Origin of the sequence: Lysobacter sp. FW306-1B-D06B (assembly GCF_038446665.1) — a bacterium.
Taxonomy (GTDB): domain Bacteria; phylum Pseudomonadota; class Gammaproteobacteria; order Xanthomonadales; family Xanthomonadaceae; genus Lysobacter_J.
In genome coordinates, this window is record NZ_CP151802.1 from 493,583 (window position 1) to 510,402 (window position 16,820).

The following is a 16,820-nucleotide window of genomic DNA, read 5'->3' on the forward strand; positions in this document are numbered from 1 at the left end:
GGATCTAGCCAACGGCAGGCTTGTGTCCTCAAGGACACCTACGTGGGGGAACGCGACGAATGAACGGAAACTTCTGGCCCACGAACAGCGCCCTCGTCCTTACAGGTCTTCCGATTCGGCGAATCGCCCCGCCGGCTTCGCGTTCGCACTTGGCCGCAGGGCTGGTCGCGCTGGCGCTCGCCTTTCCGACAACGTTACGAGCGGCCGACAGTTGGGATTGGTCCGTCGCTCCCTATGCGTGGGCGCCATCCATCGGAGCGGATTTGCGGGAAGGCCAACCCCCGGCCGAAAGCCGGCAGGCCTTCAACGACTGGATCGACAAAGTCGACTTCGCCTTCCTCGGCCACGTCGAAGGGCGGGGCGATCGCTTCGGCATGTTCGGCGACGTCATCTACCTCGCATTGAGCGACAGCCATGACTATCCGCGGCTGCGCACGGAGGGCGACCTCGACGCTGGCGTCGTCGAACTGGCAGCGGTCTTGCCGTTGGGTGAGCGACGCTTCGAGGGGCTCGATCTCTTCGGGGGACTGCGCTATTTCGACGTGAGCACGAAGGCCACGTTCGACCCCGCTAGCGATCTGCTTCCGGTGGTTACGCGTGATCGTGACGAAGGTTTCTACGATTTCCTGTTCGGCGCGCGGTACACGATGAAGCTCTCCGATCGCTGGGGCCTGACCCTGCGCGGTGATGGTTCAACCGGCGACACAGACGGCAGCTGGAGCGCGAACGCCAACCTCCAATACCACGCCGGCCCCGGCTTCTGGGTATTCGGTTATCGCCACCTGCAGGTCGACCTGCCGATGCGCAATTCGTCGCTGGACCTGACGCTCAGTGGGCCACAGGTGGGTTACGCCTTCACGTTCTAACCGGCGGCGCGCGGTTAGATGATCACCATGAAGAACGAAATGACCCAACGACGTACCAGCCGTCGCTGGAGTTAGATTGAGCACTGTCACGAGAAACTTCGAGGTTCAGGGAATAGCCTCCGTCGTGCCACTGGACGCTACTACCAGCTCCGAAGCTGGTTCCGAAAGGGGCATTCGCGCGGGCCAGTTGCGTCCCAGACACACGAGCACGGCTGTCACTCGCAGAGTCATACCAAAGATTGCCTATCCCATACGCGGTCATGATGAGCCCGCTCGCAGTGGGATCAGACCGATACTCGAGGGCTAAGCCAAGTCGGCTGAGGAGTGCCTCCGCTTGGGATAGCCTTACTGCAGCGCCGAATGGATCAGTGAAGCTGTCGAAGGAGGCGCGCCCATAGGTCACCTGCGCCTGCGGCACTAGAGACCACTGAGAACCAAGAGCGGTACGCGCGCCGAACTCAACGCTGGCACCCAATACCGACCCGTGATGATCACGAATCAGATCTTCGTCTAGCAAGTACGAGCGGAGATCGTGAGCTGACCTGAATTTTCTGGTCCAGATCCCATGTTCATACGACAAGGAGGTCTGACCATGCCCAAGAAGCGTTTCCGTTCCGAAGAGATCATCCCCAAGCTGCGCGAAGCCGAGGTACTGTCGGCGCAGGGGCGCGCCATCGCCGAGATCTGCCGCCAGTGGCGGCGTCACCGAGCAGACATTCTTTCGGTGGCGCAAGGAGTACGGCGGCTTGAAGATCGATCAGGCCAAGCGGCTGAAAGACTTGGAGCAGGAGAACGCCCGGCTTCGCCGTGCCTTGTCCGATGCCATCATCGACAACCAGATCCTGCGCGAGGTCAGCAAGGGAAACTTCTGAGCCCGGCCCGCCGGCGGCAAGCCGTGGCCCACGTGCGGGGCCGGTTACGGCATTCCGAGCGGCGGATCTGCCGGGCATTGCATCTGACCCGCTCGTCGGTGCGCTACGTCCCGCAGCCGCGTCAGGACGAAGCCCCACTGACCCGTGCGGTCATCGAGTTGGCCGCGCAGTACGGCCGTTATGGCTATCGGCGTGTTCACGCCTTGCTGGCTGCGCGGGGTTGGTCGCTCAGCAGGTCGCGCGTGGAGCGCATTTGGAAGCGCGAGGGGCTCAAGGTGCCGAGCAAACAGCCCAAGCGGGGGCGGCTGTGGCTGGCCGATGGCAGTTGCCTTCGCATGCGGCCGGAGTACCGGAACCACGTCTGGAGCTGGGACTTCGTCATGGAGCGCACGCACGACGGACGCGTGCTGAAGATCCTGGTGCTGATCGATGAGTACACCCGGACCTGCCTGGCGTTGCACGTGGCCCGGAAGATCCGCAGCAACGAGGTGATCGAAGTGCTGGCCGAAGCCATGGTCGAACACGGCGTGCCGGCGTACCTGCGCTCGGACAATGGGCCGGAAATGGTGGCCCACAACCTGCGCAGCTGGTTGGCCGCGGTCGGCGCTCAGACCCTCTATATCGAGCCCGGCAGCCCCTGGGAGAACGGCTACTGCGAGTCCTTCAATGGCAAGTTCCGCGATGAGCTGCTCAATGGCGAGATCTTCTACACGCTGCGCGAAGCCCAGGTCGTCATCGAGCAATGGCGTCGTCACTACAACACCGTTCGACCCCACAGCGCCTTGAACTACCAGCCACCGGCGCCGGAGGCGATCCAACCCCGTCCACCTCAACCCAGCCTGCGGCTTGCCGCGTAAACTAACTTTGCATCTGGACCAGTTGATGCAGGCCAGTCAACTACCTCCTCAGTACTTTCCAGTTCTTAAATGAGCCTGGAGTGATTCCGTAGTAGCGGGCTGGTTGATCGTGGGGGAAGGATGCATTCTGAAAGAAGTGTGGGATCCCCCTTTGGAGCACAACGTGACTACCGCATCAACCACCGATCCAGTCGATAGCGCAGTGCATAAGCACGACCAGGAGAACGAGCAGAAATTAGTAGCTATAACCGGTGCCAATCGTGGGCTCGGACTGGCGATGTCAGTCAGGTGTGCGGCCCTCGGATGGTCCGTGATCGCGGGATGCAGACGGCCTTCGGAAGCTACTGATCTACAGCGGTTGGCGCAGAAGCACATCGCCTCTGTGGATATTGTGGAGTGTGACGTTCTCTCGGAGGCAAGCATCGTTCAGTTCGCAGCGAAGGTTGCCGTTGCTAGGCCACACCTAGATCTACTAGTAAACAACGCTGGCTATCTCGATCGTTCTGACCCACGCCTGGACGACGCTAAGTCGGTTTCAGTCACGACGGCCTTTCAAGTCAATGCCTTGGCACCGTTGCTGCTTACGCGAGAGCTCTTGCCGCAACTAAGGGCTGCTCCGATGAGTAGGATTGCCAACATTTCGTCAGCGATGGGCTGTCTCGGCCTAGAGCAAAGGCCCGATAGCTACGGCTATCGAATGTCGAAGGCCGCCTTGAACATGTTCACGGTCAACCTCGCTAGTGAACTCGCGTCGACCAACATTGTGGTGCTCGCACTTCACCCTGGATGGGTGAAGACCGACATGGGCGGGACGGTTGCGCCGGTGCATGTCGAGGATGCGGTAGCTGGCCTGCTGGAACAGATGATGACTGCCGACAAAGGCCGGTCCGGTCGCATTGTCCGCTATGACGGAATGCTTCTGCCCTACTAGGCGGCGTGCCCGGCAATATCGCAAGCCACGGCAACTGTTCAACGCTCTATTCAGCCGATGGCCGGCTTGGCGAATCCCCAGCCCTTGCCAATCCAGCGGCGGGTATCAACCTCGCGCATCATGGCTCCCCGCGCGGCATGTACGCGCCGTGCGGCCTCGACGTTAGTCAGCTCCATGGACTTGTGCTGCAATACCTGCAGGGTGATTCCCGGGCGCAGGATTCGCTCGGCACTCGGCAGGCTGGCCAGCTTCTCAAGCGGGGTTTGGATGTGTTCCGGGCGATGAACCCTACGTAGCCGCTCCGGCTTTCGCGGGTCCGGCACCTCGGTGCCGAAGAGACAAGGGCGGTGCAGAGTCAAGAAAGGGTCTAGGTGGTCTTCGCAGAACGCGCTGAACTACTCGGCCCACTCGGCGGGCACGTAGCTGTAGCCGAACTGTCTGCGCACTACGACGCCGTTCTTGGCTTCGACCAGGGCGTTGTCATTGCAGCGCCGCGGCCGCGAGCGGGTGAAGGCAATGTGCTCCTGCTCAAGCATGGCGGCCACCTCGTAGTTGACGTACTCGCTGCGGCCATCCGAATAGAACCCGCGGCTCTGACCCCCGCAAACCTCCCTTCTTCATAAGCCGCGCCACGCGATGATTGGCGCAAGCCTCGCCCAAGTCGCAAAACTCGTCGGTGACCTTGAGGTAGCCATAGGTCGTGCCGCTCTCCAGCCACGCCTGCTTGATCATGGCCAGAAGACGTTGATCCTCGCGATGGCGATCGCTTTTCGGTTGGGGCTGCCACGCATAAAACTCGCTGCGCCGCACACCCAGCACACGACACATGCTTGCCACGCGGAACTCGTCCAGATACGCCTGCATGAACGCGTACTTCGCCCTTACACCTTGGCAAAGTACGCGGCGGCCCTTTTTAGGATGTCGCGCTCCTCAGTCACCCGCTTGAGCTCGGCCTGCAGACGACGGATCTCTGCCGCCAACGAGGCATCCGTCTGCCGCGTGACCGGCACCATGCGCTGCTCCCTGACCCAGGCGTACAGCGTGTCGATGCTAACTCCAAGCTGGGTCAAGACCTCTCGCACCGAACGCCCCTGATCGATCACCGGCTTGGCCGCCTCGGCCTTGAAATCACCCGAATACCGCGTGCCGCTCATACACGCCTACGTGGTCGCCGTAATGTACGGCTTGGAGATATCTACTCAACCCTGGGCTATTCATTAGCAACACAGGCCGCACCTTATGTGCGTCACGTTGTAGTAGCTATTCGTACCGTCGGGACTCATGTCGTACTGAATCCCGGAATCGGAGTGCCAGGATTTCCTTCGGCACGCCGTCTCGTGACAGGAGTCGGTCGAAGTACCGACGGCGGAAAACCTTACCGGATCACATAGCCGGCAAAGCGCCAGGTTCCATCTTCATCCAGACGGAATGTCACGATCTCTGTCAGGCTACGCCCGGCGGCGAAGCTGGCGACCGATCGTGCGGTCGCATATTGCCCCGGCGGGAAGCCTTGGCCTGACATTTGCTGAAGATCGATGGAGACCCAGCTTCGGCTGACGACGGGTCCAAGCGGGTTGCGCGTGTTGCGAACCGAAGAAACGAACTCCTCGCGCTTAACGGCCTTCTTCATCACCGGAGAGGAACCGTCCCATAGATCCATCTCCTTGCCAGCATCCACCGCCCGCGCCACACGAAGGCCCGCGTCACGCAGGACATTGGGCTCGATGGTCGATTGCGACGGTGCCGATTGGGTCGGCGCGGCCGGCTTGATCGGCTGAGATTGGGCCATTACCGTTCCAGCCAGCATGAACATCGATAGCATCATGATCAAAAAGCGGGTCATTTCGATAGCTCCTCAGTTACTTCGTGGTCTTGGCCACAATCTCTACTCGACGATTAGCCTGCAGGCATTCGATCACATCGTTACGCTTGTCATCACCTTGACAAGCCACTACCGGTTGCTGCTCTCCCATGCCAACCGCGGTGATGCTGGCCGCAGGAACGCCCAGCGACGCCAGGAAGCCCCGGACCGAGTCCGCTCGCTGCTGCGACAGGAGCCTGTTCTGTTGGTCTTTGCCGATGCGATCGGTGTGGCCGATCACGGTAACGCTGAACAGGTCGGACGTGCGCAGTTGCTCGGCGATCGCTTCCAGCTCCACACGCCCGGCGGGCAGAATGTCGGCGATGCTTGATCGGCCGAATGCGAACATGGCGCCACCGGAAAGCTCGAATCGCCTCTCAGTCGTGGCCGTCGCCGGGGCGAACTTCGGCGGCTCGGCCACTACCTGAGGTTTGTCGAGGACGCCCGCGCAGTCCGCCGGCAGCCAATGGAAGGTCTGCCCGTGCCTCTCCTTGTCGAAGATGACCTTGTACTGACAGGTGGTCACCTCGCCATTCCGGCGAAAGTGGAAGAGATAGTCCCATTCGCGTGCACCGCTCGCCTCGCGGAAGTGCGGACGGCCCAGCAGGTAGTACAGCTGATCCTTGGTCACACCCGGAGCCACCTGGCGCAGGCTGTCGACGTTCGGGAAGGTGCCTTGCTTCAGGACGAGCGTGTCCAGCGCGGGGAACATCAACTCCCCGACTTGACCTTCGGGGGAAATGTCGCGGCTGATATGGCGGGTACAACCTGCAACACCGACCAGGAGGAGGGACGCCAGCAGGACGACGCCATAGTGTTTGAAGTTCTTCATATGCTGTGTATCCAGAAAAGTTTGGGGTATGACCCAGTGCAATTGGGCTGATTCAGGCTGTTCGGATGGGCGGCAGAAGCCACCCATCCGAACGGGCATTACCACTGAATGCCGGCACCCACCGAGAAGCCCCAGTCGCGCGTCGTGTTGCCGCTGGCCTGGCCCTTGTAGACCCAGCGACCGTTGTCTGTGACGCCGGAAAGTCCAATTGCCATGCCGTACTCGCCTTGGTAGCCACCCGCCGACACGGACAGCATGTTCTTGCCGGGTAGATAGGCCTGCGGCAGACCGGCCATGGCCATCGCCGAAGCCGTAGCGCCGCGGTAACCGCGATCTATCGACCACATGTCATCCTGCAACTGGCTGATGCGGTTGTCGGTGTAGCTGTTGGCCTGGTTAAGGACGTTGGTCAGACCTGACTGCAGCTGACCCACGTTCACCGCATCGGTAGGCGCCGTGCCAGCGGCCACGTTGTGGATCGTGGTTGGGCCATCTCGGCCACCCGCAAGCGTCACGCTGGAGTAGTTGGTCGTACCGTCGGGATTCTTGTCGTACTGAACCCCGGAGCTGGTGTACTCCTTCAACTGCGAGACGTTGACTGCGTCGGTGTCCTTCTCACCGGCCTTGACGTTGGTGATGGTGCGCTCGTTGCCCACCGACCCGACCGACACAGTGTTGTCCGCATCCGCCACCGATCCGTTACCCAGCGCGACACTGTTGTTGCCGGACGCCGTGGCACCATTGCCCACCGCCGTACTCCGGTCGCCAGAGGCTACCGCGCCCGCGCCACCTGCGGCCGAGTCGGCACCGGTAGGCGCTGGCGCCACGGTGTTGTCCTCCTGGCTGACCTGGAACATCCCCGAGGCACCTGCCTGGATCGAAGACACATCGCCCTCGACGTTTGTGACGCGGTTGTCCAGATTGGTGACGTTGGTGGCAACCTCGCCGATCGATCCTTCGATGTTGGTGACGCGGTTGTCCAAGTTTTCGATGCTGGTCTTGACCTCGCCGATCTTGGTGTCGGTGTAGTTGTTGGCTTCGGTGATCGCGTAGTTCACACCCGCCTGCAACTGACTCACGTTGACCGCATCAGTCGCCGCCGAACCTGCCGCGACGCCGGTGATCTGGCGGCCGCCCACGTTGACTTCACCTGTCGAGTTGCTGGGTCCCACGTAGGCGCCCTGGTAACCCGACTGTGCACCCACGGTGGTCACTGAACCCGCGCCCAGCGCCACTGAGTTGTCGTGATTGGCCGCTGCACCGTTGCCCATCGCCACACTGTTGGCGTTGGTCGCCACAGCATTCGGGCCAATCGCCACGCTCTCGGCGCCTGCAGCCACACTGTCCGCCGCCGTCGAATTGGCGTGGAAGTACTTGATTCCGCCGCCGCTGCTGATGGTGGTCAGGGTGTTGTTGATCGTGGTCAGTTCGTTGTCCATGGCTTCGAATGCGTTGTACACCGTGGTGTATGTGTCGCCCTGGATCTTGTAGGTCGGGCCGGTGATGGTGCCATCCGGGTTTACCGTCGCGTCACCACCCAAGTGGTCAACGATACTGTCAGAGACTGCGTAAAGCTGCGAACCATTGATTGCTTCCTCGCTGGCGGCGCTGACTTCGCCGTTGGCCACACCGCTGATCTTTCCGGTGCCGCCGTCGTTGATGGTCACGGTGCCGAACTTCGGCGACTCGGCCATCTGCAGCTGTAGCACGCCATTGGCATCGACTTCGGTCTTCAGGTTGTTGCCCGAGTATTCACCCGTCGTACTGCCAACACCCTGGATCGCCATCGTTTCGCCCAGCTTCTTCGCCACCGAACCGCTGTTGCCGGCAAAGGTGATCGGCGTATCCACTACCTGCGTCATCGACTGGTCGACGTACTGCTTGTTGACGATGCTGGTGTCACCGGTGATCGGACCGTCATAGTGCGCCTCGTTGTTGACTACCGAGAAGTTGTCGCCCAGGTACGTGTCACCCGTCGCCGTCAGGTTCGTGGTCGTCACGCTGGTGCCGTCGATGTAGGTGTCACCGACGGTGATGCTGCCACCGATCGTCAGATCGTCGGCCAGGTCGAAGGTGACGTTGTCGTCGGCCGTGCTCTTGGCAACGACGATGTTGCCGTCGGTGTTGCTCAGATCCACGGACTCACCCGGCGCCACGTTGGTGCCGTTGGCGCCCTGCGCGCTGATGTTCCAGCCGGCGCTGGCCGTAGCGTTCACCTCGTTCAGCTGACTCATGTTGACCGCATCGGTGTCGGCCTCGCCGTTGGCCACGCCGGTGATCTTTCCGGTGCCGCCGTCGTTGATGGTCACGGTGCCGAACTTCGGCGACTCGGCCATCTGCAGCTGTAGCACGCCATTGGCATCGACTTCGGTCTTCAGGTTGTTGCCCGAGTATTCACCCGTCGTACTGCCAACACCCTGGATCGCCATCGTTTCGCCCAGCTTCTTCGCCACCGAACCGCTGTTGCCGGCAAAGGTGATCGGCGTATCCACTACCTGCGTGATCGACTGGTCGACGTACTGCTTGTTGACGATGCTGGTGTCACCGGTGATCGGACCGTCATAGTGCGCCTCGTTGTTGACTACCGAGAAGTTGTCGCCCAGGTACGTGTCACCCGTCGCCGTCAGGTTCGTGGTCGTCACGCTGGTGCCGTCGATGTAGGTGTCACCGACGGTGATGCTGCCACCGATCGTCAGATCGTCGGCCAGGTCGAAGGTGACGTTGTCGTCGGCCGTGCTCTTGGCAACGACGATGTTGCCGTCGGTGTTGCTCAGATCCACGGACTCACCCGGCGCCACGTTGGTGCCGTTGGCGCCCTGCGCGCTGATGTTCCAGCCGGCGCTGGCCGTAGCGTTCACCTCGTTCAGCTGACTCATGTTGACCGCATCGGTGTCGGCCTCGCCGTTGGCCACGCCGCTGATCTTTCCGGTGCCGCCGTCGTTGATGGTCACGGTGCCGAACTTCGGCGACTCGGCCATCTGCAGCTGTAGCACGCCATTGGCATCGACTTCGGTCTTCAGGTTGTTGCCTGAGTATTCACCCGTCGTACTGCCAACACCCTGGATCGCCATCGTTTCGCCCAGCTTCTTCGCCACCGAACCGCTGTTGCCGGCAAAGGTGATCGGCGTATCCACTACCTGCGTGATCGACTGGTCGACGTACTGCTTGTTGACGATGCTGGTGTCACCGGTGATCGGACCGTCATAGTGCGCCTCGTTGTTGACTACCGAGAAGTTGTCGCCCAGGTACGTGTCACCCGTCGCCGTCAGGTTCGTGGTCGTCACGCTGGTGCCGTCGATGTAGGTGTCACCGACGGTGATGCTGCCACCGATCGTCAGATCGTCGGCCAGGTCGAAGGTGACGTTGTCGTCGGCCGTGCTCTTGGCAACGACGATGTTGCCGTCGATGTTGCTCAGATCCACGGACTCACCCGGCGCCACGTTGGTGCCGTTGGCGCCCTGCGCGCTGATGTTCCAGCCGGCGCTGGCCGTAGCGTTCACCTCGTTCAGCTGACTCATGTTGACCGCATCGGTGTCGGCCTCGCCGTTGGCCACGCCGGTGATCTTTCCGGTGCCGCCGTCGTTGATGGTCACGGTGCCGAACTTCGGCGACTCGGCCATCTGCAGCTGCAGTACGCCATTGGCGTCCACTTCGGTCCTCAGGTTGTTGCCCGAGTAGGTGCCGGACGTGCTGCCGACGCCCTGGATCGCCAGCGTCTGGCCCAGCTTCTTGTCCACCGAGCCGCTGTTGCCAGCAAAGGTCATCGCCGTATCGGCGACCGCCTGCAACTGACGTACGTTGACCGCGTCGGTAGCCTCGGTTCCGCCTGCGACGTTGGTAATCTGGCGCTCAAGCCCGATTTGGCCAACCGAAACTGCGCCCTTGGTTGATGCAATCGCCGTATTGCTGAAACGTTCCCTGGCACCGGTCGTTCCCATACCCGCGCGGAGTGCATACGACTCAGAGCCCAAAGCCACTCCACCGTCTGCTTCCGCCCAAGTCATACTGCCAAGGGCCGTACTATCCGCTCCTCCTGCAAACGCATCCGAACCCACCGCCGTCGACGCCAGTCCGCTGGACTGAGCAAGCGACCCGATCGCGGTCGACTGGCCGCCCCAAGCGGTTGCGGAGTAGCCCACCGCCGTGTCGGCTTCATATATAGCCTCGGCATTCGCGCCAGCAGCGAGCGAATTGGTGCCAGTAGCGACGGCCGAGTAGCCAAATGCCGAAGCTTCCTCTCCACCCGCGTATGCGAAGCCCACCGCGACCGATCCGTAAGCGTCAGCCCTACTTTCAGCGCCGACGGCGGTAGACATGTCAGCCGTCGCTTCCGTATTGCGGCCGATCGAAACAGTGTCGTTGGCGCTGGCATCCGCGGCTGAGCCGATGGCGACACTCCCGGAGGCAGTGGCGGCAGCATTCGCGCCAGCAGCGAGCGAATTGGCGCCAGTAGCGCCATCGTTGTTGTAGTTGTTCCGCTGAATGCCTCCGTCGTTGACGCTGTAGTAGTGCGTCTGCGCATCAGCGATTGCCTGGTTTGTGGCAAATAGCTGCGAGCCGTTGATGGCATCGGTGCTGCCGCTCGCGACCAGACCGGCCGCGACGTTCTGCACGCGGCGCTCTGAACCAACGCTGCCCACGCTGACCACGCCGACCGGAACGCCACCGGCGTAGCTGTACGTATTGCCATTGATGGTTTCCCGGCTGTATGCCGTCGTGCCCGCCGAACTGGCGGTCCCGGCCGAGGTCGCTGCCGAACTGCTGCCCAGCACGACCGAGTTGGTCACGGTGCTGGTGATGTTGTTGCCAAATGCGAACACATCGCTCTGGCCGGCGGCAATCGTGTTGTTGTTGCCCACCGAATAGCTGTCGGTGCCGTTGATGATGCTCGGGTCGCCGATGGCACCCGAGTTGACGCCATTGACGATGTTGCCGGTGCCAATGCTGATGGTGTTCAGGGCGTTCGCTTGGGCGCCTCGACCCATCGCGATCGAATTCGCGCCGGTTGCCGCAGCGCCGGAACCTACTGCAGTACTGTGGCTGGCATTGGCCGTTGCAGCCGAGCCTATGGCGACTGCGTTCAAGATCGTGGTGCCCGGAACCAGTGACTTCGCGCTCGCCTTATATCCGATGGCGACGCCGTTGGCCGTATTGTTGTTCTCGGCGCTGAAGCCAAGTGCAACCGACGTTGACGAGTTCACTGCTTTCGCGTTGCCGCCGATGGCAACCGCGTAGCTTGAGTTGACATCAACCGCCTCGACCGTGACACCTGTCCCACCAAGGCCAATGCCGCCGACAGCGTTTACGATCACCTGGTTACCAAGCGCGAGCGAGTCGTCCTTGTTGGCCTGTGTTTGCGAGCCAATAGCGGTCGAGGTTGCACCTGCTGCCCTGCTCGCTTCGCCTAAGGCGACGCCACCAGTCCTGAGCGCTAGCGCATTGTCGCCAATAGCAATACCGCCCGACGCGTTCACGACGCTAGCATCCACGCCTATCGCGATACCAGACGCAGCATTCTCCACCGCCGACCGGGTGCCAATGGCGACGGCGTCGGCGCTGGCCGCCTGGGCAACCAAGCCAATCGCTGTGGTGTTGGAAGCGGTGACCCCGTTGCCTGCGCCATGGCCAATGGCAATGTTGTTGTCGCCGGTAACTTTCTGGCCGGAGTTGACGCCCTGCGCCTGATTGTACGAGCCAACCACGGTCTGACCCGCGCTCGTGCCCATGGCGAAATTGTCGTGGGTGCTGGCGCTCGCCACGGTGCCGCTGCCGGCTTTATAGCCAAACGCAATGGAGCCGCTGCCTATCGCGTTGGCGCCCGCGCCCATTGCCAGACCGTACGGCGAACCGATCGCCTTTGCGCTCGTACCAATCGCAATGGCATCCGCCGACACTGCGTCGGTCTCCGAAAGCTGCCCGATGGCGGTCGCTCGAGCTCCCTGAGCCTTGGCCAGCTCGCCAATCGCGATGGCGGCCGTGCCCGCCAGACGCGTCTGACCCGCCTCCGCCCCAGACCCCAACGCGACGGAAGACACCGAAAGGGCACGAGCCGAGTTGCCGACCGCGGAGGCGTATTCTGCGGACGCCTTGGTGCCTGCACCCACAGCCACCGTGTTGATCTGGGAACTCTTCGCGTCGTAGCCTAAAGCAACCGCATTCGTCGCACTGCTCTGCGACAATGTGCCGATGGCGATGCCCGAGTTGGCTGCGGTTGCCCTTGCGCTTGTTCCCATCACGATCGCGTTGGAAGACGTCGCGTCGATGGCGTCGAAGGCCGTATAGTCAGCCGCGGTACCACCCACGATCGCAATGCCACCTGCGCCACGAACCGTCACCTCGTTTCCAAGGGCCACCGCGTTCGCAGCCAGCGCGTTTGTCTTCACGCCAAGAGCCGTACCACCAGAAGTTCCGCCATTGGCTGCGGAGCTCGCACCAATAGCAGTGTCCCCCCAGGTAGCTGCATTGGCATCTGGGCCAACCGCGATCGCCCATCCGCCGCTGGCCGTGCTTCGATTACCAATGGCAATGGCCTCATCTCCTGTGGCAGACGTAACGGTATCGCCGATCATCAACGCCCGCTTCCCGGTAACGCGATCGTTGAGTACCAAGCGACCGCTGTTCACATAGAGTTCGCCGCCCAAGGACAGGGAGTCCGAGCCAGGCCCGCCTGTGGGGCCGAAGAAGAGGGCGCGCGTCGTCTGGGTAGCCGCATCGGTCATACTGCACGCGCTGGACGCTACCGTGGTGAGCGTAGGGGTCGCCGCGTCCGAGACATGCGAACAACTGCCGTCGGTACCGTCGTTGATGAAGATGCCATTGGCCGCCATAGCGCTGCCGGAAGCACCGATCGACACCAGAAGCGTTGCAGCCGAAGCGAGCATCATCTTCGCTGTGCGGGACGCCTTCTTGCGACCTTTCGCGAACTCCGATGCGACCACCCATTGGCCAGTCTCGGTGTTCCATACGATTCGATAGATTGTGTTCATAGTGATGCGCCTCGGCGCGGTTGCGCTTTCTGATTGGTTGGGAGGCGGCCATCGTAGGCAGCGCCCAGGAGCGAAGAAATGCAATAACTACGAAAGCCTTCCGCGCCTCAGCGCAGGGCAGCACACGCAAGCCCCAGCAGGACAAGAAAGGTTCCAGGAAGCGGAGACTTGCAGTGGCCCTGGCCATGTCGGCGCTCGCTTGTTAGAACGGATTCAGCCTCTCCAGCCTCTGCGGGTGGGAACCAGTGCGGCGGGAAGGACGGCAAGGAGGGCAAGGGGGCGAGCGCCTTAATGCGCCGGCGGGGCCTGCCGCCTTTGCGGCACTGTTTCGGGATTCGTTCCGGCATCCGATCGAGCAAACAGCCTCTATTCAGGCGCCATGCGCATGCGAGAGTGTCTGGAGTTACCAGCATCTTGTGGACAAGGTCTAGCATCCGTGTGATCTGCGGGAGGCAAGCGCCATGTCCTCGAAGAAGGTTCCAAGCAGGACTCGACGGGCTTATCAGTTCATCCAGTCGCATCGGAATGAGTTCAGCATTCAGATGATGTGCCGGCTACTTGGTGTTGCTCGTGCCGGCTACTACGCCTGGCTTGATCATCCGGTGTCCGATCGCGCCCAAGAGGACGCTCGCCTGCTAGGTCTCATACCCGCATCCTTCACCGCCAGTCACGGGATCTATGGCGCCCCAAGAGTGCTGCAGGATCTGCGCGAACGCGGTGAGTGCTGCAGCAAGCACAGGGTTGCACGCCTCATGCGCGAGAACGGCCCCCAGGCACTACACGGCTATCGCATACGTCATATCCCGGTTGCCAAGCCGAATGCATTGATCCCTAATCTGCTGCAGCGTCAGTTCACGGCGTCGAGGCCCAACGAGGCATGGGTGACGGACATCACCTACATCCGGACCTGGCAGGGATGGCTCTACCTGGCCGTCGTCGTGGACCTCTTCTCGCGCAAGGTCGTTGGCTGGGCCGTCAAGCCGACGATTCATCGAGAGCTGGTCCTGGAAGCTGTCTCGAAGGCCGTTCGTTCTCGGCGCCCCCGAAAGACCTTGATCCACTCGGATCAGGGAACGCAGTATGGAAGTGATGCATGGCGTCGCTTTTGCAAGGCCAACCATCTCGAGCCAAGCATGAGCAGGCGGGCGAACTGCTGGGACAACGCAGTCGCCGAATCCTTCTTCGGAAGCTTGAAGAAGGAGCGAATCAAGAAGCGCATCTATGCGGACCGCCAAGCGGCTGCCTTGGACGTATCCGAGTACATTGAGGGCTTCTACAATCCGATTCGTCGGCATAGCCACCTAGGTGGCGTTAGCCCCATCGAGTTCGAAGCGGCACATCGGCCCTGCCGCTCACGTGTCCACTAAATCCTGGTAACTCCAAAAGTGTTCCCAAGGCAGCCGAAATTAGGAGCGGGCTGTATTTCGAGCGCGTGGAAGACGCCGTCCCGCCGTCATCCGTCGCACCACGATCCCAAGCCCTCTAATTCGTTGTGCTGTCGAAAGGAGAGCAGCGACGCTTCGCGGGCTTGCATAGTGGCTGGTCCGGAGCACTTTGGTATGACGACTGCAGTCCTTGGGAGCAGGTCTTTGCACCAACTCACCTGACTACGCCACGCTTCTTCCTAGCGAACAACTTACCGATCATCGCAAAGAGGGCAACGAAGGCCAGGGCGACGAGCTTCCAGGCTTTGAGCAGAACCAACGCAAGCTTTCCGAACAGCCCGGCCTTAGCTGCCAGCCCACCGCCCACCAGCGCGGCCAATCCGTACGTCGCAAGCTTGTCGCTGCTTTCGTTGTAGTCCGCATAACGCGCACCCCGTTCAAACTCCACGTTCTGCAGAAGCTCAGACATGCCCCGTCGCACTGCGGGCAGATCATCCATCGATGCAACGGCGTTGAGGCCGAGATACCCTCTGCGACCAAGCACACGAATGTCGTAGTTGAGGGTGTTGATGTCTGCGTCCGCTGCCTTCAGCTCCTTGGCCCAGTAGAGCTTCTTCCCGACATCGTCGTATCGGGGCTCCTCGGCCCAACCGATCAGGTGCAGGGTTTCATACCCTTCTTCCGCACGCGCCTCATTATCCTTTACGTCGTCACTCTTCAGATCCGCCATCAGCTCGTCGTAGTCAATGCTGGCTGCATCCTTGTCGGTGATGTAACCATCGTCACTGTACGTGACCACGGCCGCCCACGAGTTCTCATCGGTGAGTGGAACGTCTTTGGGGACGACCATGCCAAGCACTGAGTCATCCGGAGGGTTGCCCCATAGCCGCTCAAGCACCTTCCGCGCGTCAGCTTTTTCCAAGTAGTGGAAGTTCTCACCAAGGCGCATGCGCGCGTTGGCTGACGGAACTTCGATGTGACCGTCCCGGAAGTGCAGCGAGGCCACGATGGCGGAGTCCGATGGCCCCTCCTCGCCCGCAGCGGGGGTTGCGGTGGCAATGGCGGGTAGCAGGAGAATGGCAAGGATTGCGAGCTTTCTTAGAGGCATGATCTGCGAAGTAACCGTTATCTTTGAGCGATGCGTTGACGATCGTTCCGCGTCATCGCGCGGGGCGGATTTGTAGTTATCCAGGAACTACTGGCCGCCATGATGCGGGAACGAGGATCGCCCAGACCATACAAGTATTCGTATTCGGTGAATCCCTAAGCTTAGATCGCCCGCCGCTTCAACTTTTCGTATGGAGTGTTCCTGGATTGCAAACGACAATGCTGCGGCTTGCGTAGACGCAGTTGTGCAAGCACCCGTTGGCGTAAGCACGATCCTGCAAGCCGGGATCCTTGTACAACCACATGCGGCCAGGGCGCGGCGCGGGTAGCGCCGCGCCCTTCTTTTGTCTGCGTCATTGACCAAGGGGTGCATCGATTCCGGCCGGTAACCCAGCTGAGGGCTCGTTGATCTCGGGCCGTTAGCACCTAGTTGGCGCCTGCTAGTCGTGTCTTCGTAGTCTGCGAACTGCGCGCCAAACTTGCCGGATGAACTTCAGTGCCTGACGACTGCGGCGACACTGATCGAAAGTCAGCATGGCTGGGGCGGGCCATTCTTCTCGTGATTGTTCACGGCGACCTTCGGCTGTTGTTGATGTTCTGCTGCTTGTCAGGGCCAAGTCGCTGCGGGGCTGGTTGCTTCGGCTTGATGAGCCCCCTCTCGACTGCGGCGAAGTAGATTGAAATATCTGTCCTCACGCTTAACTTCCTCGCCAGTTCCGATCGATACTTTCCTGCAGTTTGCCTGGGCAGGTTCAGCTCATAGGCGATCTGCTTCATCGCCAGACCCCGCACCAACCCATCGAGAACCTGCCTCTCTCGCCACGTCAAGTTCGTGCAGTTGGACGTCCACATCATCTTTCGCTCAGCCCGGACTTCGCTCGACCGTAAACTCGCCCCTGGAAAAGGTACGCTGCGTCGAGCTGCCCGTGGGCCCCACCATCCAGAACTTCGATGAGCCCACCCCTTAGGTGGAACTCCTCCATAGACTCTGTCGCAGCGCAGCCCGGCGCCCCTTTTGCGTTGCATTGAACGGACTTGCAGGTCCCGGGCAGAAGTAGCTCCTTCATGGCTCGACTTGCCTCTTGGCGCTAAGCATCAGAGGGCCGTCGGCGAAGGCAGTCCG

12 protein-coding genes and 1 pseudogene are annotated in these 16,820 nt (G+C 61.3%); 4 read left to right on the plus strand and 9 right to left on the minus strand.

From position 1 onward, the window contains the following. The first annotated feature begins 149 nt into the window (after positions 1-149). From AAFF32_RS02250 to AAFF32_RS02260, 3 genes and pseudogenes are all read left to right on the plus strand, one after another. A complete protein-coding gene (locus AAFF32_RS02250; protein ID WP_342316344.1) occupies positions 150-866 on the plus strand; it encodes a hypothetical protein in 717 nt (238 codons plus the stop codon). A 592-nt stretch (positions 867-1,458) separates the two neighbouring features. Beyond that, a pseudogene (locus tag AAFF32_RS02255) lies at positions 1,459-2,664 on the plus strand (IS3 family transposase). Positions 2,665-2,797: 133 nt separating this feature from the next. Beyond that, positions 2,798-3,526: an SDR family oxidoreductase gene (locus tag AAFF32_RS02260; RefSeq protein WP_342317198.1), complete on the plus strand. Its 729-nt coding sequence runs from the start codon at positions 2,798-2,800 to the stop codon at positions 3,524-3,526. A gap of 50 nt (positions 3,527-3,576) precedes the next feature. Here AAFF32_RS02260 and AAFF32_RS02265 read toward each other — a convergent pair whose 3' ends face one another. The 7 genes from AAFF32_RS02265 to AAFF32_RS02295 all read right to left on the minus strand — a co-directional run bounded on the left by AAFF32_RS02265 (position 3,577) and on the right by AAFF32_RS02295 (position 13,205). Next, the gene (locus tag AAFF32_RS02265) at positions 3,577-3,885 is read right to left on the minus strand and encodes a hypothetical protein (protein WP_342316345.1); all 309 of its coding nucleotides are present in this window, start codon (positions 3,883-3,885) and stop codon (positions 3,577-3,579) included. A gap of 36 nt (positions 3,886-3,921) precedes the next feature. Next, complete coding sequence (locus AAFF32_RS02270) at positions 3,922-4,062, minus strand: hypothetical protein (protein ID WP_342316346.1); 141 nt, start codon at positions 4,060-4,062, stop codon at positions 3,922-3,924. Then, the gene (locus tag AAFF32_RS02275) at positions 4,055-4,390 is read right to left on the minus strand and encodes an IS3 family transposase (RefSeq protein ID WP_342316347.1); all 336 of its coding nucleotides are present in this window, start codon (positions 4,388-4,390) and stop codon (positions 4,055-4,057) included. Before AAFF32_RS02275 ends, AAFF32_RS02270 begins: the two co-directional genes overlap by 8 nt. Positions 4,391-4,407: 17 nt before the next feature. Next, positions 4,408-4,680: a transposase gene (locus AAFF32_RS02280; protein ID WP_342316348.1), complete on the minus strand. Its 273-nt coding sequence runs from the start codon at positions 4,678-4,680 to the stop codon at positions 4,408-4,410. A gap of 221 nt (positions 4,681-4,901) precedes the next feature. After that, positions 4,902-5,369 carry a DUF4019 domain-containing protein gene (locus AAFF32_RS02285; RefSeq protein WP_342316349.1) on the minus strand — a complete coding sequence of 156 codons (468 nt, stop codon included), beginning with the start codon at positions 5,367-5,369 and terminating at the stop codon, positions 4,902-4,904. Between the two features lie 16 nt (positions 5,370-5,385). Continuing rightward, positions 5,386-6,219 carry an OmpA family protein gene (locus tag AAFF32_RS02290; RefSeq protein ID WP_342316350.1) on the minus strand — a complete coding sequence of 278 codons (834 nt, stop codon included), beginning with the start codon at positions 6,217-6,219 and terminating at the stop codon, positions 5,386-5,388. A gap of 98 nt (positions 6,220-6,317) precedes the next feature. Continuing rightward, complete coding sequence (locus tag AAFF32_RS02295) at positions 6,318-13,205, minus strand: YadA-like family protein (RefSeq protein WP_342316351.1); 6,888 nt, start codon at positions 13,203-13,205, stop codon at positions 6,318-6,320. 461 nt (positions 13,206-13,666) lie between these two features. Here AAFF32_RS02295 and AAFF32_RS02300 point away from each other — a divergent pair, with 461 nt between their 5' ends. After that, a complete protein-coding gene (locus AAFF32_RS02300; RefSeq protein ID WP_342316352.1) occupies positions 13,667-14,572 on the plus strand; it encodes an IS3 family transposase in 906 nt (301 codons plus the stop codon). A 232-nt stretch (positions 14,573-14,804) separates the two neighbouring features. Here the strand turns inward: AAFF32_RS02300 and AAFF32_RS02305 are convergent, their stop codons facing one another. Both AAFF32_RS02305 and AAFF32_RS02310 read right to left on the minus strand, forming a co-directional pair. Next, on the minus strand, positions 14,805-15,596 hold the full coding sequence (locus tag AAFF32_RS02305) for a DUF2167 domain-containing protein (protein ID WP_342316353.1): 792 nt from the start codon (positions 15,594-15,596) through the stop codon (positions 14,805-14,807). 668 nt (positions 15,597-16,264) lie between these two features. After that, positions 16,265-16,723: a LuxR C-terminal-related transcriptional regulator gene (locus tag AAFF32_RS02310; protein ID WP_342316354.1), complete on the minus strand. Its 459-nt coding sequence runs from the start codon at positions 16,721-16,723 to the stop codon at positions 16,265-16,267. Between the last annotated feature and the right edge of the window lie 97 nt (positions 16,724-16,820).